Here is a 17,758-nt window from a genome sequence, read left to right as displayed (position 1 = left end):
ATGAAAATTCAGATATTTTGTGTCGGCGGCACCATCGATAAAATTTATTTCGACGCCAAGAGTAAATACGAAGTTGGGTCGCCGGCAATCGGTAAATTACTTGCTGAGTTATCGATTCACTTTAGTTATAAAGTGGATTCGCTGATGGCCAAGGATTCACTGGAAATGACAGATGAAGATCGGCGTTTGATTCGTGAAGCCGTGATGAATTCTAGTTCTGACCGAATATTGATCACGCATGGTACGGATACTATGCCGGAAACGGCTAGAGCGCTATTAGGTATCGATGGAAAGACTATCGTGTTGACTGGCGCTTTGGCGCCGGCAATCTTCCGTGACAGCGACGCGGCCTTTAATGTTGGTGGCGCCTTGGCCGCGGCTCAATCTAAGCCTGCTGGAGTTTATATCGTGATGAACGGCGAAGTTTTTGATGGCGATAAGGTTCGCAAAGATGTTGAAGCTAACCGCTTTGTTGGCTTGGCTTCGTAAGCGGTCTTAGCTTTATTGGTCCTGCGTTTGCTGCTTCAAATTATTCCGCGATTAAAGCCAAAATGCCGGCGGTACTGCTTAGTCCGCCGGCATCTGATTAGGCGTTTTACGCTACGAGTAGCTTGTTGACTAATTTCACGTAGTTGGCTGGATCCTTGATTTGTGCGCCTTCACTCAATGCGGCTTGGTCGAACAATACTTGAGCCCAATCCGCGAACGAGTCGTTGGACGCATCAAGCTGCTTGATTAACGCATGCTCTGGATTGATCTCGAGGATCGGTTTAGAGCTCGGTGCATCTTGTCCCATCGCTTTCATGATTCGTTCTAGGTTCGCTCCTGGGTCATTTTCGTCTGCAACAAGACAGGCCGGAGACTCGGTAAGTCGATTAGTTAAGCGGACTTCTTTTACCCATTCGGATAAGACTTCTTGTAGCTTGTCGGTCACTGAGGATAGCTCTTCCTTCTTGGCTTCTTGAGCTTGCTTTTCCTCTTCACTCATTGACAAGTCGCCTTTAGCAACTGACTTTAATGACTTTTCTTGGATCTCGCCTAAGCTATTCACTAACCACTCATCGACTGGGTCCGTCAATAGCAGCACTTCGACGCCTTTCTTGGTAAACATCTCTAAGTGAGGTGAGCCCTTAACTGCTTTGTAGCTTTCACCAGTGATGTAGTAGATTGCATCTTGGTCGTCCTGCATGCGAGAGATGTATTGCTCGAGTGAGACATTCTGCTCGTCATCGCTGTTATGAGTGCTAGCAAATCGTAATAAAGAAGTGATTTTGTCTTTGTTGGCGTGGTCTTCAACAACACCTTCTTTGATGACCTGACCAAACTCGTTCCAAAACCCTTGGTATTTCTCGGTCTCGTTTTTGGCTAGTTTTGTCAATTCATCTAAAATTCGTTTGACTGAACTGCTTTTGATTTTCTGTATATCTCGGTCGCCTTGGAGTATTTCACGAGATACGTTCAAAGGTAGGTCTTGAGAGTCAATCACGCCTTTGACGAAGCGCAGATAGTTAGGCATCAAGTGTTCGGCATCATCCATAATGAATACGCGGCGAACATATAGTTTGATACCTTTTTTGTTGTCACGATTCCACATATCGAACGGCGCTTTGCTTGGAATAAACAATAATGAGGTGTATTCCATATTGCCTTCGACTTTGTGGTGTAGGGTCGAGAGTGGGGCTTGCATGTCGTAACTTAAGCCTTGATAAAAGCTTTGGTACTCTTCTTCAGTGATCTCATTTTTCGGTCTGGCCCATAGCGCAGTTCCGGAATTAACCGTCTCAAATTCGCGTTCACCATCTTCTATCGGTTTGCCCTCATCGTCGAGCGGTGCGGCGCCAAGCATTTTTATCGGTAGTGAAATATGTTCCGAGTACGTGTGGATGATGTGCTTGAGTCGATAGTCTTCTAAGTATTCAGTTTCTTCATCACGCAAATGTAAGGTGATTGACGTGCCGATTGTTGGTTTGTCGGCTTCGCTAATGGTGAATTCTCCCTTGCCGTCAGACTCCCACAATGTTGCGCTATCGGTGCCAGCTTTGCGGGTTAAAACGGAAACTCGATCTGCAACCATAAAGACTGAGTAAAACCCAACTCCGAATTGGCCTATCAGGCTGACATCGGTTTGATCTTTGTTGCTGTTCTTAACCGCTTCAACGAATTTCTTGGTGCCTGAGCGAGCGATGGTCCCTATGTTCTCGATTACTTCGTCGTAACTCATGCCAATGCCATTATCGCTAATGGTTAGCGTTTTGTTGTCGGCGTCGGTGGTAATTGTCACCGCGAGTTCTTCTTCATCATTAAGTAAGGACGCATCAGTCAACGCTTCAAAGCGCCGCTTATCAATTGCGTCTGAGCTGTTTGAAATCAACTCTCGCAGAAAGATTTCTTTCTGACTGTAGAGTGAGTTGATCATTAGGTCTAGAAGTTGACTTATTTCGGTCTGAAACGCGTGAGTTTGTGGTTTGCTCATAGTAGTTCTAATGTGTCAGGTTAATACAATCATTGATGTCTCAGTTCATGGGGTTTGCTCAAGTATTTTCAAGTTTTTCTTCAAACTCACCAAGGTGCGTTGCGAGCTAACGCTATTAATTTGCGTGGTTAAAATAAATTTGCTACTTAATGACTTTTTTTTGCGCTTTTTGTTGACGGTTTCGGAATCTCTGAGTATAGTCGCGCCTCAACGCATTACAGCGTGATCTTTTCTGCTTCGGCAGGGAATGTTCGGTCTAATTTTCCCAAGCGCGTAGCGCGTAGACCTGAATATTGATCACACACCGTCGGGGTGTAGCGCAGCCTGGTAGCGCATCTGGTTTGGGACCAGAGGGTCGGAGGTTCGAATCCTCTCACCCCGACCATTTTTTTGATAAATAGTGTTGACGGAATAGTGCGCAGTGTCGAGCTAGTCTGTATTTTGAAAGGCAGCAATGATCTTGATGTGCTTTTAGAATGCTGTTTGTTATATGCAAAGAGTCTATGTAGTGTTTGATGGGCTCAATGCTTTTAAGTTGAGTGCCCGTAGCTCAACTGGATAGAGCAACGGCCTTCTAAGCCGTAGGTTACAGGTTCGAGTCCTGTCGGGCGCGCCATAACCTTTTGGCTAGTGGTAGTGCTCTATAATGCGTTGTGCTTTCTGCTGTTTTAACCTCGTTATTTAAGAGGTTGTGACACTGAGGGTTAAGAGCTGAATAAGTTCTAGATTGGCTTCTGAAAAAGCTATATGGTGATTGTAGCTCAGTTGGTAGAGCCCCGGATTGTGATTCCGGTGGTCGTGGGTTCGAGCCCCATCAGTCACCCCAGTTTTATTAACCCGAGAGGGTGCTATTCAAATTGAGTAGCGATCGTTGTAAACCGTGAATGCGAGAGTGGCGGAATTGGTAGACGCGCTGGATTTAGGTTCCAGTGTCTTGCGGCGTGAGAGTTCGAGTCTCTCCTCTCGCACCATTCACGAAATTGATTTAGCTATCATGCAGCGAAGGGCTAAGTGGCCCAATATGGTAACCAAGACTTCCTGCGTTAGCGGGGTGCTTAGGTCTCATACACAAGGCGCCTTTTGGGCGCTTTTTGTGTTTTAAGAGCGAGCTCAGTACTGGATTTTAAGGTCCACAGCGGGCTTGTAAGCGAACTGAGTCGGTATCCGTGTACTTTTTCCACTTAGAGACATTTTATCGCGACCTATCTGGTGGTAGAATCCCGCCCCTGATTTATCTTGAGCATATTGCTTAAGGTGTGTGAAAACATGCGACAAAACACCTTTATTTACTAACTTATTATTGACTGCGAGTAACTGATGCAAGCTTCCGTTGAAAAAACCAGTACCATAGGCCGCAAACTTAGTGTGGTCGTGCCGGCCGACAAAATTGAAACAGCGGTTCAGGCTCGATTGAAGCAGCTGTCAAAGCGAGTTAAGATCCAAGGCTTCCGCCCTGGCAAAGTGCCGATGAAAATTGTCGAGCAGCAATACCGTGGTTCCGCCACTAACGATGTATTGGGTGACTTGATTCAATCAAGTTTGCAAGAAGCATTAAGTGGTCAGGACGAAGTGCCGGCGGTACAGCCAGACATTACGCCTGATGCGCCGGTCGAAAAGGGTAAAGATTTCACTTACACGGCTAGTTTTGACGTGTATCCCGAGTTTGAAAAGTTGGATCTTGAAGGCATAAAAGTCGTTAAGCCTGAGAGTGAAGTGGTAGATGCTGATATTGATCGTGTGGTCGATAACATGCGTAAACAGCAGTTAACGTGGAAGGAATTGAAGCGTAAATCTAAGAAAGGTGATCGCGTTATTGTTGATTTTGTTGGCAAAATTGACGGTGAAGAATTCGACGGTGGCAAGGCTTCTGATTACCCGGTAGTACTCGGTGAAGGGCAGATGTTGGCTGATTTCGAAGCTGGTATAAAGGGCATGAAAGCCGGTGAGAGCAAAGACATTGATGTGGTTTTCCCTGACGACTATAACGAAGAGTTGGGCGGTAAGACTGCGGTTTTCACTATTGATGCTAAAACTGTTTCTGAGCCAGTGCTACCCGAAGTAGACGAAGAATTCGTTAAGAGCTTTGGTATTGAAAGCGGCGATGTCGATGAGTTGCGCGCCGAAGTTCGAAGCAATCTAGAGACTAATTTGGAGTCACAGCTTAGTTCACAGCTTCGTCAGCGAGCATTTGATGCGCTAGTTGAGCAGAATAAGACAGATGTGCCAGTTAAGATGGTTCGCGAAGAAGCTGGCCGCATGATTAAAGAGCAGAAAAATCAAATGATTCAGCAAGGTATTGATGCCAAGATGCTGGAAAATTTCCCAGATCCTGAGTTCGAAGTGCTTCGCCCGCAAGCTGAGAAGCGTGTCGCGCTAGGACTGCTTATGATGGAAATTATTCGTAAGCAAGAGCTAAAGCCGGACGAAGAGAAGGTTAACGCACGAATCGAAAAAATGGCCTCTTCGTATGAGCAGCCGGAAGAATTTGTTCAGTACTACAAGAGCAATCAAGAAGCGCTTGCGCAAGTTCAATCTATTGTTCTTGAAGAGCAGGTTGTTGACTTTTTGATCAAGAATGCTGACGTGGAAGTAGAAAAAATTGAGGCGTCGACTCTGCTGAATATGCAGGGTTAATATCCGACATAAGGGCTGGGTCATATCGGTATGTTAGATCTGCCTAGCTTGTAGTATATAGAGTGATTAGTAATGGGCGTTCAGATTGAGCGCCCATTTTTTTATTGTGGCTTTTTTATATAAGGGCTTGTGATATTCAAATCCGGTACTACATCCATTAAACACCTGAACGGGGTATACTCGAGCTATCCTATTTGAACGACATATACGTATGACAAACACTAATTTGCCTTTAAACCATATTATCCATGCAAATTCAGCCGATCCGCGGCTTGGAAATAGTCTTGATCCGCAAGCAGCGGGAGGGCTGGTTCCGATGGTGGTGGAAAGCTCTGGGCGTGGCGAACGAGCATATGACATCTACTCACGGCTATTAAAAGAGCGTGTGGTGTTTTTGGTCGGTCAGGTTGAAGACTATATGGCCAATCTGATTGTGGCTCAGTTACTATTCTTGGAATCAGAAAATCCAGATAAAGATATAAGTCTATACATTAATAGTCCCGGCGGTGCGGTGACTGCTGGTATGGCGATTTATGACACTATGCAATTCATTAAGCCTAAGGTGAATACCGTTTGTATTGGTCAAGCCGCCAGCATGGGTTCATTGTTGTTAACCGCTGGTGCGACTGGTGGTCGATATGCGTTGCCGCATTCGCGTATCATGATTCACCAGCCTTTAGGTGGCTTTCAAGGTCAGGCGACTGACATTGACATTCATGCGCGTGAGATACTTCGAGTTCGCGAGGAGTTGAATTTGATTTTAGCTAAACACACAGGCCAAGATCTTGAGCGTATAGAGCACGATACTGAGCGTGACAACTTCATGAGTGCCGAGCAAGCGAAGGAGTACGGCTTAATTGATGACGTCATTGCGCAACGACCTGAGTAAGCTAAGAATTTTCCGTTAAAGCGCTCTGTCTGACATTGCTCACATTGATTAAATAATCGCTCGCTATACTTAGCGCTATGAATATTACTCAAAAAATTGTATTAATCGCCGTAGCTCTCTTAATCTCGGGCAATGTTGCTGCGCAGCAGTCGCCCGAGTACGTGGATGTGCGTAGTTGGGCTGAGCACCAGCTTGACAGTATCGATGGTGATCTTCGCATTCCAATGAGCGACGTTGTTTCCGGTATTCAGCAGAAGTTCCCCGATAAGGCTACGCCTATTCGACTGTACTGTGCTGTTGGTGGTAGAGCGTCTAAAGCGGCGCAGCAGCTCCGGAGCGTTGGCTACACGGATGTGACCAGTGTCGGCGGTATTGATGACGCGCGGGCGATCAGGCAGCTCGCAGAAGAGTAAGGTTTTGTGGCTAATAACCGACTTAACTTGCTGATTAACGCAGCCTGATTGGCGTTGTCGGTTAACAGTTAGATTGCCATAAGTGTAGGTTTTGACGATGTAATCAGGTCTTCAATTGGGTTACAATTTAGTGACAGCTACAAAAATGAAGGCTCAAAGCATCAATTTCATGTCATTCCTGACTAGACAGATATTTAGCAGGATGGCTTTTAAGGTGAACGGCTTACACGCTCGTCACCGCCAATTTACCGCTCAAAGTCGGTTGTATTTCAGATGACAAGTTTTACACGACTTTGAGCCTATAGAATTTCGTGGATTTTACCTAAGGGGTCTTTATGAGTGACGACAATAAAAGTAACGACGATAATAAGCTACTTTATTGTTCATTTTGTGGCAAAAGCCAACATGAGGTACGCAAGCTGATTGCCGGACCATCGGTGTTTATTTGCGACGAATGTGTGGACCTATGTGAGGATATCATTCGTGAAGAAGCTATTGATGATGTTTCTAAGGCGGAGGAGAAGGAAGTATTTCCAACGCCAGAGGAAATTCATGCTGGGTTGAACGACTATGTAATCTCGCAAGAAGACGCTAAGAAAGTACTGTCAGTTGCTGTTTATAACCACTATAAACGTATTCGCAGTCAGCAGCTTGAGGACGATGTCGATATTGCTAAAAGTAATATTATGCTGATCGGCCCGACTGGCTCGGGGAAAACACTGCTAGCCGAAACGCTTGCTCGACAGCTCAATGTGCCGTTTACCATTGCCGACGCAACGACCTTAACAGAGGCCGGTTATGTTGGTGAAGATGTCGAGAACATTATTCAAAAATTGTTGCAGAAGTGCGATTACGATGTCGACAAAGCACAAACTGGTATCGTCTATATTGATGAGATCGATAAGATTTCTCGTAAGTCTGATAATCCATCGATTACTCGTGATGTTTCCGGCGAGGGCGTTCAGCAGGCGCTACTAAAATTGATTGAAGGTACTACCGCGTCAGTGCCACCACAAGGTGGCCGCAAGCATCCTCAGCAAGAATTTTTGCAGGTTAATACGCGCAATATTTTGTTTATTTGCGGTGGTGCTTTCTCCGGTCTTGATCAAATAATCCGTGATCGATCTGAGAAAAGTGGTATTGGTTTTGGTGCCGAAGTGCACAGCAAGACTGATAACCCGTTTCTTTCTGAGCACCTCAAAAAATTAGAGCCAGAAGATTTGGTTCGCTACGGTCTGATTCCTGAATTTATTGGCCGCTTACCGATCATCGCAACGCTCGAAGAACTCGATGAAGAAGCCTTGATGACGATTTTGACGCAACCTAAGAATGCGCTGGTTAAGCAGTATCAACGGCTCATGAAACTCGACAATATTGAGTTGGAAATTCGCGAGGATGCGTTGCGTGCTGTGGCTAAAAAAGCACTGAAACGAAAAACCGGTGCGCGCGGCCTGCGATCAATACTCGAGAACGCGTTACTTGAAACAATGTATGAATTGCCATCTAAAGAAGGCGTTCAGAAGGTTTCGGTGGATGCGAGCACGATTTTAGAGGGCGCTCGTCCGTTGTTTATTTACGAAGAAGCAGACGCTGAAAAAACTGCATAGTCAGCGCTTGCCGACAATTACTGTTAAGCCAACTTTAGTAGGCGGAAGATCATTATGTTCGGGTGTGTGGCGCGCTACTGCGCGCCATCACTAGTCGAACTGACACTGATGTCAATATTTCCGTCGAAGTTTGTGACGCGACGCTAGCATAAGTGATGGCCTACTTGAAACGTCGGTTTGCGATCCCATAACTAGCCCAAGACTAATGCGTACGGTCGACCCCGTTGTAGGGCGTGGCCAGTATCACCAAATATAGGTTTCATTTATGTCAGAAGAATCCACAGCTATAGATTACGCCACGCCGTTCCCACTGCTTCCGTTACGCGATGTGGTGGTTTTTCCGCATATGGTTATTCCATTGTTCGTCGGTCGGGAGAAGTCGATAATTGCGCTTGAGCAAGCCATGGAAAACGGTAAGCAGATCGCGCTTGTCGCTCAGCACGATGCGTCGACCGAGGAGCCTGGCGAACAAGAAATTTATGAAGTCGGTGTGCTAGCAAACATACTTCAGCTGCTCAAGTTACCCGACGGTACGGTCAAAGTATTAGTCGAAGGTAAGCAGCGTGTGCATCTCCAAAAAGTTGTCGAAGCTGAGTGTTTTTCTGCGTTGGTCGAGCCTTTATACACAAATGAAATCGATAAGAATGAAGCTGAAGTTGCGATTCGGACGTTATCGTCGGAGTTCGAAAACTACAGCAAGATAAATTCTAAGGTTGCGCCAGAAGCACTTGGTCAGCTGCGAGCTATTGATGATCTTGATCGCTTAGTCGATACCATTGCGGGTTTTTTAGAGCTTAAGCTTGAGGATAAGCAGTTTTTGCTAGAGGCGGATGATCTGAATGAACGTTTGGATCATGTCCTGTCATTTATGGAATCTGAGCTAGACATGCATCGCGTTGAGAAAAAGATTCGCGGTCGTGTCAAAAAGCAAATGGAGAAGAGCCAGCGGGAATACTATCTGAATGAGCAAATGAAGGCGATTCAGAATGAATTAGGCGAAACCGAAGAAGGCCAAAGTGAGCTTGAAGAAATTCAAGCCAAAGTCGAAGCCGCGGGCATGAGTAAGGAGGCTCGCGAAAAAGTTGATGGCGAAATCAAGAAGCTTAAAATGATGTCTCCGATGTCCGCCGAGGCGGCTGTAGTCAGAAACTACATCGATTGGATTGTTCAAGTTCCTTGGAAGAAGCGTTCACGCGTGAGAAGTGATATCGAAGGTGCCCAAGTTATTCTCGACGAAGACCACTTTGGGTTAGAGAAAGTTAAGGAGCGAATTCTTGAATATTTAGCGGTTCAACAACGTCTCAAAAAGATGAAAGGCCCCATTTTGTGCTTGGTTGGCCCTCCAGGTGTCGGTAAGACGTCACTTGGTAAATCTATTGCCAAGGCGACTAATCGAAAGTTCATTAGAATGTCCTTAGGTGGGGTACGAGACGAGGCCGAAATCAGAGGCCACCGTCGAACCTATATTGGTTCGATGCCAGGCAAGATCGTGCAAAATATGTCTAAGGTTAAGACGCGTAATCCACTGTTTTTGCTAGATGAAATAGATAAAATGGCAGCCGATTTTCGCGGTGATCCAGCTTCAGCTATGTTGGAGGTGTTGGATCCTGAGCAAAACAGTACGTTTGCCGACCACTATTTAGAAGTCGATTATGATCTGTCTGAAGTCATGTTTGTTGCGACTGCGAATAGTCTCGATATTCCGGGGCCGCTTCTAGATCGTATGGAAGTGATCCGTTTGGAAGGCTATACGGAGGACGAGAAGCTTAATATCGCGCTGCGTTACCTTGTGGCTAAGCAGACTAAGAATAATGGTTTGCGCAAAACTGAGGTCGAAATTGATAAGTCAGCAATTCTCGATATTATTCGCTACTACACTCGTGAAGCGGGCGTTCGTGGTTTGGAGCGTGAAATCGCTAAAATTTGCCGAAAAGTGACGAAGCAGTTGGTAATGAATGCCAAGCTCGAAAAAGTTATCGTTAATTCCGACAATGCTGGTGAGTATCTTGGGGTTCGAAAATATAGCTTTGGTTTAGCCGAGGAAGAAAATCGAGTTGGTCAGGTGACTGGCTTGGCTTGGACCTCCGTAGGCGGCGAGCTGTTGTCGATTGAGGCTGTGATCGTACCCGGTAAGGGTAAGCAAACTTACACTGGTAAGCTTGGCGATGTGATGCAGGAATCTATTCAGGCGGCCGTTACCGTGGTTCGTTCGCGTTCGCATGCACTAGGCTTAGATAAAGCTTTTTTTGCTGAAAACGATTTTCATATTCATGTGCCAGAGGGCGCCACACCGAAAGATGGTCCTAGCGCCGGAATTGCGATGTGCACGGCTTTAATTTCGGCAGCGACTGGCGCACCGGTTCGAGCTGATGTAGCGATGACTGGCGAAATAACGTTGCGTGGCGAAGTGTTGCCGATTGGTGGGCTGAAAGAAAAGTTGTTGGCAGCACATCGAGGAGCGATTAAAACCGTCATTATTCCGCAGCAGAATGAAAAAGATCTGGTGGAAATCTCCGATGAAATAAAAGCAGATTTAACTATTGTGCCGGTAAAATGGGTGGATGAGGTTCTCGAAGTTGCACTCACGGATGCGCCAGCGGCCAAGTCCGGCGGTGGAGACGATGAAACATCGGTAACGAGCTCGGATGAGGCAAAAAAGCCAGAACCAGCGGCTCGCCACTAACTTTCTATTGTAAATCAATATGATCTGGCGTGTTATTGAAACGCCAGATTAAAGCTATATAATGGCCAAATGGCCGGAAACCCGCGTCGTTATTGGGTTTACAAAAAAAATATTCATAAGTCAATATTGTTTTTTGTTGTCAAAAAGAACATGATACCCGCTGTGCTCATGGTCACCGGCTATTTACCGGTATTGTAGGCCTAATTTTCTTGCACTGTGACGCCTTACACCTTAACCATAGTGTAAGTAAGTCTGCAGGTTTCATTGGGGCCGATTTTGGTCTTAACGAAGCCCAAGATGCTTGAAGATCGAGATTGTCTTTTAGCAGAAACTTACGTAGGTGTTGGAGTTTTACTTTGATGCTTACACAACTACCTAAACACAAAATAAATATAAACAAATTACCTTGAGGAATTAAGTGTGAATAAATCAGAACTTATCGACATCGTTGCTGCGAAAGCGGATATTTCTAAATCTTCAGCTGGCGATGCGCTTGACGCAGTTCTAGAAGGGATCACAGGTGCTTTAAAGAAGGGCGATAGTGTTACTTTTGTTGGCTTTGGAACGTTCTCTGTAAGTGACCGTGCGGCACGTGATGGCCGTAATCCACGTACTGGTGAAACGATTAAAATCGCGGCATCAAAATTAGCTAAATTTAAGGCTGGTAAAGCTCTTAAGGATGCATTAAACTAGCGCCGCTTCGGAGGGGTTGAGGCTTGCAAAAAAAGTTGAAAAACATGCTTGCAAGAGACGTAGCTTCTGCTATTATCGCCCTCCCAAATCTGCTAGATTCGGGCGCTTAGCTCAGTTGGTAGAGCATCGCCCTTACAAGGCGAGGGTCAGTGGTTCAAGTCCACTAGCGCCCACCAGATTTAAGTAAAATGCGGAGCGGTAGTTCAGTTGGTTAGAATACCGGCCTGTCACGCCGGGGGTCGCGGGTTCGAGTCCCGTCCGCTCCGCCACTTTTACTTAAATTGTCCGAACTTTAAAAGACGATCGCTTAGGCGGTCGTTTTTTTTGTCCACGATATTCATTGAGTCGTTAAACTAAGGTTTCAGCCTAATCCTTGCGTCAACGTATTGGTGGTTTGGTTTTGCTGAGGGTGCTTTATTCCGCTAAATGCTCTTCGTTCATGGAACGCACTGGGTTGGCGAATAAATTTAGGTGGGCGTTGATTCTTCATAAGATTATTCCAGGTTTTTGTTAATCTAGTTCTCTTGCTAATCGATTATTGTAAGAGGGAAAGCGTATGGTTAAGCACTTAGAGCCGGTTGTAACGGACTTGGGCGAATTTTCTGTGGCGCGAATATTGCCTAATAGTGAAAAGAGAATGGTCGGCCCCTTCGTTTTTTTAGATCATATGGGGCCGGCAGAGTTTGCTCCGGGTCAAGGCGTGAATGTGCGACCACATCCACATATTGGTTTGGCGACGCTCACCTATTTAATTACTGGCAGCATTCTGCACCGCGATAGTTTGGGGAATTGCCTTGAGATTCATCCTGGCGACGTTAATTGGATGGTGGCTGGTAAAGGAATTACTCATTCAGAAAGAGAGACGCTGGAGACGCTAGCGTCGCAGCATAGCTTGAATGGTTTGCAGTGTTGGGTAGCTTTACCAAAGGAGTATGCTGAAATCGATCCGAGCTTTGAGCATGTTTCGCGGTTTGATCTCCCGCATTATTTATTTGAAGGCGTCAGTGCGCGTTTAGTTATTGGCGAAGCGTATGGACTTGAGTCGCGGCTTAAAACTTTTTCGCCGATGTTCCTGCTCGATGTGACTGCTAATCAAGGCGTCAAGCTGGCGAGACCTAACCCTGATCAAGAGTGTTTGATTTACTTAGAGGAGGGCGGTTTGCGTGTCGATGGACTGGTGATTCAAGCGGGAGCGTCTGTGTTGGTTGAGCCCGACGCCAACATCGAGGTGCTGCGTTTTTCGCGCATGATTCTGCTTGGTGGCAAGCAGTGGGAGTCAAAGCCTCACCTCGAATGGAATTTTGTATCGTTTGATCGTAATCGAATTGCGGCGGCTGCGGCTCAATGGGAGCGTGGTGAGTTTCCGCCAGTCATTGGTGATGATGATGAAAGGATTCCTTTCCCTGCCAGTTAAGGGCGGTCAGCAGCCAAAATTAATTATACAAATAATAAAGCCCTGACAGAGATTGCTTGTCAGGGCTTTATATTGCAGCTCTATATTACGTATTAGGTACTCGTGCGGCTAGTGTCACTCCTCAATAGCGCTGCCTTCAGTGTTCACGATGACAACTTTCCCTAAGTTCGCAGCACGCACTGCGGATTCAATTTTTCGCTTGTCGCCGACCACAACCCAAAGCATTGCATCGGGAGTTAAATGCTCCTTAGCGGCTTGATTAACTTGCTCCAAATTTACTTCTCGCAGCTGTGTGACATAGGAGTCCCAGTAGTCGTCTTCCAAGCCGTAGCTGACCATGGTGGCGATGTCTGCTTGTACCGCGCCGGCAGTTTCCCATCGTCCGGGCAAGGTCAGTGTGCGTTTGTCTAAGGATCGAGCGAGCTCTTCAGCGGCGGCGGGTTTGTCCGTCATTATTCCTTTCATCTCTGCGTAAATTTCCGACATAGACTCTGCGGTTTTATCGGTTTGAACTTGCGCGTAGGCGATAAACGGGCGTTCTGACGCAGTGCCACGAATAAAGCTTCGTGCGCCATACGACCAGCCTTTGTCTTCACGTAGATTCATATTGATTCGCGAATTAAAACTAGCGCCTAATACTTCGTTCATGAGTTCTAGCGCGAGTTCACCGTCGAAGCCGTATTTGGGCAGCATTTTTGCAGACAATATCGCCGATTGTTCTGAGTCTGGGCGATCAAGAAGGTAGACGATAGACTCGCTAAGTGGCTCGACTTTATCGATGTTTTTGCTAGGCACTTCGCCGGCTGGCAATCTCGATAAGCGTGCTTCAAGCATCGGCACCAGCTGCGTTAGGCTAACGTCGCCGGTCACGATGAGCGTCGCATTGTTTGCTTTAAACCAAGTCGAGTGATAAGTGCGCAGGTCCGATACCGTCATTGATGCGACACTCTGTTCGGTGCCTGAGCCTGAGAACGGTGCAGAGTAGGCATGCCCGTCGCCATATAACAATTTAGGCAGTAAACGCAGCCCTGCGCCAAACGGTGAGTTCTTTTCTTGAGAGATAGACGCTAGTTGTTGCTTCTTTAAGCGATCAAGCTGATCTTGTGGAAACGTTGGATGCAATACCATGTCGGCAAATATATCGAGCGTTGGTTCCAAGTACTCTTTTAAGCTATTGAGGTTCACGCTAGATGAGTCGAGCGACGCGCCGCTGCTGATTGCGCTACCCATTTGCGCTAATTTTGAACTAATTTCGAGCGCATCATATTTCTTAGTTCCTTCATCGAGCATTGCCATCGCTAGATTTGCTGTGCCTGGTTTGACGCTTTGGTCGGCTGCGTAGCCGGCATCAATCAGTAATTGCATTCCGACTACTGGCACATCATTTCGTTCGGCGAGAATTACTTGCAAGCCATTGCTCAGCGTTGCGCGTTGCAGCGTGTCAAAACTTACCGTTGGTGCAGCGCCAACCTCGGGTATTCCTTTGCTGCGGTCCACGGTACTTTCACTGACTTGGTGTTTGGCGTAGGGCAGGATGCGTAATTTATATTCTCCGTCAGCGATCCAGTCGCGGGAGGTTTGCAGTACATCTTGTACTGTTGCGTCTAGATATCGTTGGTTGGAACTCGAAATAGTAGCTGGCGTGCCTGAGAACACTTCGTGCTGAGCCAAAATATCGGCTTTGTTTGCTACTCGTTCCAGGGTTCTGACAAAGCCGGCTCTGGCGCTCGCTTTGACTCTGGCCAATTCCTCTTGAGTCGGGCCCTTAGTGAGGAATTTCGTCAATTCTTCGTCTATCGCCTGATCGATATAGTCAAGGTCTTGCTCATTCAGTGCGGTGGCAACAATTCCAAATAAGCCACCGAGTTCTGAGTTAAACGAGAAGGCTTGAATATCCGACGCCTTGTTTTCGTTGTATACCAGGCGGTTATAAAGTCGTGATTTTTTGTCATTGGATAATACGCCGGAGGCCAAATCAAGGTAGTCAGCGGCGGCGGTTCCCCATGCCGGAATATTCCAAACCTTATAAATCCGTGCTTGTGGTACGCGATCGTACATCACTTGTTCGTGGGTTCCCGTGCGTTTTGCAACCCAGTTAGTTTGTCTCACCAGCGGTGGTCCGGCATCAATATGACCGAAGTATTTCTCTACTAATGATTTGGCTTGTTGAGCATCAATATCACCGGCTAGTGTGATGGTTGCATTAGCCGCGCCGTACTTAGTCTTAAACCATTCATGTACGTCATCGACCGTTGCTGCTTCAAGGTCTTCCATCGAGCCGATAACACTCCAAGAGTAGGGATGGCCCTGCGGGTATACATTCTCGAAAATAGTGCCAAACGCCCGACCATAGGGTTGATTTTCACGTTGTCGTTTTTCGTTCTTGACAACATCTCGCTGTTCATCGAGTTTGGCTTGATCGATTGCGCCTAATAAATGGCCCATACGATCGGACTCCATCCACAAGGTCATTTCAAGCGCATTTTTTGGTACAACTTGATAATAGTTGGTGCGATCTTGGTTGGTGGTGCCATTCATGCCGGTTGCGCCAACGCGATCAAAAGGTTTGAACCAATCGTCGTTGTAATTCTCAGAACCATTAAACATCAAGTGTTCAAATAAGTGGGCGAACCCGGTGCGACCGATTTTTTCATCTTTCGAGCCTACGTGATACCAAACATTGACGGCCACGATTGGTGCCTTCTTGTCCTCGTGTACAATAAGCGTTAAGCCGTTGTCGAGAGTGAATTTCTCAAACGGGATGTCGATTTCGGCTTCGGCGGAAATAGCGCCAGCCGAGACTGATAATAACAAAGCGCAAATCAGCGCATTCCAAGTGTGTTTCTTCATTAAGTTTGTCCTATCTTTCTTGTAGTATCACGGTGTAGCTTGTTGTCGGATCTAAACGTTGCGTATGCTACTCCAATAGTAACGAATGCCAACGGCTGGTCTGATTAAATTACTGTACTGATTGCCTGAATCGCGAGGCACAGTGCTCAGTAAGCCAATCTAGCCGCTTTAGTATGACCGACTTGCTATCAAGGTTATCACGGCTTATTACTCAACACTGTCATGGACACTCTTTGATGTTAACAACAGCGCTTATTTATCTTCTTGCGGCAGTGATTGCCGTGCCGATTGCAAAACGACTTGGTCTCGGGTCGGTGCTCGGCTATTTGATCGCCGGCATTATCATCGGGCCTAGCGCCTTACAATTAGTCGGAGATCAGACCGATGTCATGCACGTGGCCGAGTTTGGTGTCGTCATGATGCTCTTTTTAGTCGGGCTAGAGCTTCAACCTAGCCGCTTGTGGAGTATGCGTAAACCAATACTGGGTCTAGGCGGACTGCAGGTGCTTATTACTGCCACTACGCTGAGTGGGCTAATTTGGTTGTTGTCGCCGATCAATCCGTTGATGGCAATCGCAATAGGTTTGAGTTTGGCGTTGTCATCCACCGCTATTGTGTTGCAGTCACTAACCGAGCGCGGGCAGTTAGAGACGCAAGCCGGTAAAAATGCTTTTTCGGTATTGTTGTTCCAAGATATTGCTGTTATTCCAATTTTGGCGTTGTTGCCATTGTTGGCTACCTTGCCGTTGGTTCAGTCAGTTGACGACCACAATTCTAGTTTGATTGCGGGTTTAGCCGTTTGGCAGCAAGTATTAGTGACGGTTGGCGTCATTGGCGCCATTATCGTGTCGGGTCGGTTTGTGTCGAGACCCTTATTTCGATTTATTGCTGAGACGGGTTCTCGGGAGCTATTTACCGTGTTGGCGTTGTGTTTGGTAGTGGCGATTGCGGTAGCAATGTCGGCGGTGGGTTTGTCTGCGGCGCTCGGCACCTTTCTGGCTGGCGTGGTGTTAGCCGAAAGCGAGTTCAGGCACGAGATTGAGGTTGATATTGAGCCATTTAAGGGCCTATTGCTTGGGTTGTTCTTTATCACGGTCGGCGCCAATATTAATTTCGCGTTACTGGCGAGCCAGTTCGGGCTTATTATTTGCTTAGTCATTGCGCTAGTGGCGTTGAAGGCGGGTATTTTGTTGTTCCTGAGCGTGCTGTTTAAGATGGAGCGAAAACAAGCCATTTTGTTCTCATTGGCCCTGGCGCAAGGTGGAGAGTTTGCGTTCGTATTGACGTCGGCTGGTCAGCAATTTGCCGTATTTGATTCTGCTACGGCTAGTCTGATCACAATTGTTGTGGCGCTCTCAATGTTGATGGCGCCGTTACTGTTTGTTGCGCATGAAGCTTATTCTAGCCGAATTAGTCAGCATGCAAGTCAAATACAAGACGACGAGGTCCAGCCTACTTGCCAAGTGATTATTGCGGGTTATGGCCGATTTGGACAGATTGTCGGGCGCTTATTAGCAAGTCGTGGCTATCAGCTGACGATTTTGGATCATAGTGCTAGCCAAATTGAGATGGTGCGTCGCTTTGGTAGTACAGTTTACTACGGTGATGCGGCGCGACCTGATTTGCTTGAGGCCGCTGGCGCGGATAATGCTCGATTGCTGGTCGTTGGCGTCGATTCGGCCGACAAGTCGATGGAAATAATTCGTGTAGCTAAAAAACATTTCCCTAGGTTGCGGATATTGTCGCGTGCGGTTGATCGTCGCCACGCCTATGAGTTAATTAATGAGGATATTACTGGATTCCAGCGTGAAACATTTTATTCCGCTCTGAAGTTGAGTGTCGACGCTCTGGCATTACTGGGTGTTGAACGTTCTGAGGCGGAGCGGGTTAGTCGCCTATTTGCTGAACATGACGAAGAGTCGCTGTATAAGCTGGCTGACCTTTGGGGCGATGACCAAAGTTATGGGCGTGCTGTACGACAACGAGCCGAGGATCTTAATGCTGTGTTGGCCGAAGACGCCGCACGTCAGAGCCAGTCAGATGGCGACTCGGACGATAAAACCTCTGAACCGCAGCCGACAGCTTAGCGAATACGGCTTTTT

Annotated in this window: 12 protein-coding genes and 6 tRNA genes; 15 read left to right on the top strand and 3 right to left on the bottom strand. The window is 46.9% G+C overall.

The annotated features are described in order from the left end of the window. Positions 1 to 489 carry an asparaginase domain-containing protein gene (locus DFR28_RS10015; protein WP_113954179.1) on the top strand — a complete coding sequence of 163 codons (489 nt, stop codon included), beginning with the start codon at positions 1 to 3 and terminating at the stop codon, positions 487 to 489. A 106-nt stretch (positions 490 to 595) separates the two neighbouring features. Here the strand turns inward: DFR28_RS10015 and htpG are convergent, their stop codons facing one another. After that, on the bottom strand, positions 596 to 2,473 hold the full coding sequence (gene htpG, locus DFR28_RS10010) for a molecular chaperone HtpG (protein WP_113954178.1): 1,878 nt from the start codon (positions 2,471 to 2,473) through the stop codon (positions 596 to 598). Positions 2,474 to 2,781: 308 nt separating this feature from the next. Here htpG and DFR28_RS10005 point away from each other — a divergent pair. The 12 genes from DFR28_RS10005 (at position 2,782) to DFR28_RS09950 (ending at position 11,661) form a co-directional block, all read left to right on the top strand. Then, a tRNA-Pro gene (locus tag DFR28_RS10005) sits at positions 2,782 to 2,858 on the top strand. A gap of 154 nt (positions 2,859 to 3,012) precedes the next feature. Continuing rightward, positions 3,013 to 3,089, top strand: a tRNA-Arg gene (locus DFR28_RS10000). A gap of 134 nt (positions 3,090 to 3,223) precedes the next feature. Beyond that, a tRNA-His gene (locus DFR28_RS09995) sits at positions 3,224 to 3,299 on the top strand. A 60-nt stretch (positions 3,300 to 3,359) separates the two neighbouring features. Then, positions 3,360 to 3,444 (top strand) — tRNA-Leu (locus DFR28_RS09990). 346 nt (positions 3,445 to 3,790) lie between these two features. Then, on the top strand, positions 3,791 to 5,107 hold the full coding sequence (gene tig, locus DFR28_RS09985; RefSeq protein ID WP_113954177.1) for a trigger factor: 1,317 nt from the start codon (positions 3,791 to 3,793) through the stop codon (positions 5,105 to 5,107). 316 nt (positions 5,108 to 5,423) lie between these two features. Beyond that, positions 5,424 to 5,996, top strand: coding sequence for an ATP-dependent Clp endopeptidase proteolytic subunit ClpP (gene clpP / locus DFR28_RS09980; RefSeq protein WP_245941754.1), 573 nt, complete (start codon positions 5,424 to 5,426; stop codon positions 5,994 to 5,996). A 77-nt stretch (positions 5,997 to 6,073) separates the two neighbouring features. Continuing rightward, positions 6,074 to 6,409 (top strand): rhodanese-like domain-containing protein, encoded by a 336-nt coding sequence (locus tag DFR28_RS09975; protein WP_113954175.1) that lies wholly within the window; start codon positions 6,074 to 6,076, stop codon positions 6,407 to 6,409. A gap of 335 nt (positions 6,410 to 6,744) precedes the next feature. Beyond that, positions 6,745 to 8,016 carry an ATP-dependent Clp protease ATP-binding subunit ClpX gene (gene clpX / locus DFR28_RS09970; protein WP_113954174.1) on the top strand — a complete coding sequence of 424 codons (1,272 nt, stop codon included), beginning with the start codon at positions 6,745 to 6,747 and terminating at the stop codon, positions 8,014 to 8,016. 265 nt (positions 8,017 to 8,281) lie between these two features. Then, complete coding sequence (lon, locus tag DFR28_RS09965; protein ID WP_113954173.1) at positions 8,282 to 10,699, top strand: endopeptidase La; 2,418 nt, start codon at positions 8,282 to 8,284, stop codon at positions 10,697 to 10,699. Between the two features lie 420 nt (positions 10,700 to 11,119). Further along, entirely contained in the window at positions 11,120 to 11,392 is a 273-nt protein-coding gene (locus DFR28_RS09960; RefSeq protein WP_113954172.1) for an HU family DNA-binding protein, read from the top strand. Between the two features lie 100 nt (positions 11,393 to 11,492). Next, a tRNA-Val gene (locus DFR28_RS09955) sits at positions 11,493 to 11,568 on the top strand. 16 nt (positions 11,569 to 11,584) lie between these two features. Continuing rightward, positions 11,585 to 11,661: transfer RNA gene (locus DFR28_RS09950), tRNA-Asp, on the top strand. A 92-nt stretch (positions 11,662 to 11,753) separates the two neighbouring features. On the opposite strand, the gene DFR28_RS19990 is transcribed toward DFR28_RS09950, so the two are convergent. Then, positions 11,754 to 11,882, bottom strand: a complete 129-nt coding sequence (locus DFR28_RS19990) for a hypothetical protein (protein WP_281268370.1) — start codon at positions 11,880 to 11,882, stop codon at positions 11,754 to 11,756. Between the two features lie 66 nt (positions 11,883 to 11,948). Here DFR28_RS19990 and DFR28_RS09945 point away from each other — a divergent pair, with 66 nt between their 5' ends. Then, a complete protein-coding gene (locus tag DFR28_RS09945; protein WP_113954171.1) occupies positions 11,949 to 12,806 on the top strand; it encodes a pirin family protein in 858 nt (285 codons plus the stop codon). A 114-nt stretch (positions 12,807 to 12,920) separates the two neighbouring features. Here DFR28_RS09945 and DFR28_RS09940 read toward each other — a convergent pair whose 3' ends face one another. Then, positions 12,921 to 15,656, bottom strand: coding sequence for a M16 family metallopeptidase (locus DFR28_RS09940; protein ID WP_113954170.1), 2,736 nt, complete (start codon positions 15,654 to 15,656; stop codon positions 12,921 to 12,923). A gap of 236 nt (positions 15,657 to 15,892) precedes the next feature. Here DFR28_RS09940 and DFR28_RS09935 point away from each other — a divergent pair, with 236 nt between their 5' ends. Then, on the top strand, positions 15,893 to 17,743 hold the full coding sequence (locus DFR28_RS09935; protein WP_113954169.1) for a monovalent cation:proton antiporter-2 (CPA2) family protein: 1,851 nt from the start codon (positions 15,893 to 15,895) through the stop codon (positions 17,741 to 17,743). Positions 17,744 to 17,758: the final 15 nt, after the last annotated feature.

This window comes from Arenicella xantha, from assembly GCF_003315245.1.
In the GTDB taxonomy this organism is placed as follows: Bacteria; Pseudomonadota; Gammaproteobacteria; order Arenicellales; family Arenicellaceae; genus Arenicella; species Arenicella xantha.
This window is presented reverse-complemented; position numbering and strand designations above follow the sequence as displayed.

Coding starts and splice junctions, on each gene's coding strand:
- DFR28_RS10015 (WP_113954179.1), top strand. CDS start 1: ATGAAAATTCAGATATTTTGTGTCGGCGGCACCATCGATAAAATTTAT.
- htpG (WP_113954178.1), bottom strand. CDS start 2,473: ATGAGCAAACCACAAACTCACGCGTTTCAGACCGAAATAAGTCAACTT.
- tig (WP_113954177.1), top strand. CDS start 3,791: ATGCAAGCTTCCGTTGAAAAAACCAGTACCATAGGCCGCAAACTTAGT.
- clpP (WP_245941754.1), top strand. CDS start 5,424: ATGGTGGTGGAAAGCTCTGGGCGTGGCGAACGAGCATATGACATCTAC.
- DFR28_RS09975 (WP_113954175.1), top strand. CDS start 6,074: ATGAATATTACTCAAAAAATTGTATTAATCGCCGTAGCTCTCTTAATC.
- clpX (WP_113954174.1), top strand. CDS start 6,745: ATGAGTGACGACAATAAAAGTAACGACGATAATAAGCTACTTTATTGT.
- lon (WP_113954173.1), top strand. CDS start 8,282: ATGTCAGAAGAATCCACAGCTATAGATTACGCCACGCCGTTCCCACTG.
- DFR28_RS19990 (WP_281268370.1), bottom strand. CDS start 11,882: ATGAAGAATCAACGCCCACCTAAATTTATTCGCCAACCCAGTGCGTTC.
- DFR28_RS09945 (WP_113954171.1), top strand. CDS start 11,949: ATGGTTAAGCACTTAGAGCCGGTTGTAACGGACTTGGGCGAATTTTCT.
- DFR28_RS09940 (WP_113954170.1), bottom strand. CDS start 15,656: ATGAAGAAACACACTTGGAATGCGCTGATTTGCGCTTTGTTATTATCA.
- DFR28_RS09935 (WP_113954169.1), top strand. CDS start 15,893: ATGTTAACAACAGCGCTTATTTATCTTCTTGCGGCAGTGATTGCCGTG.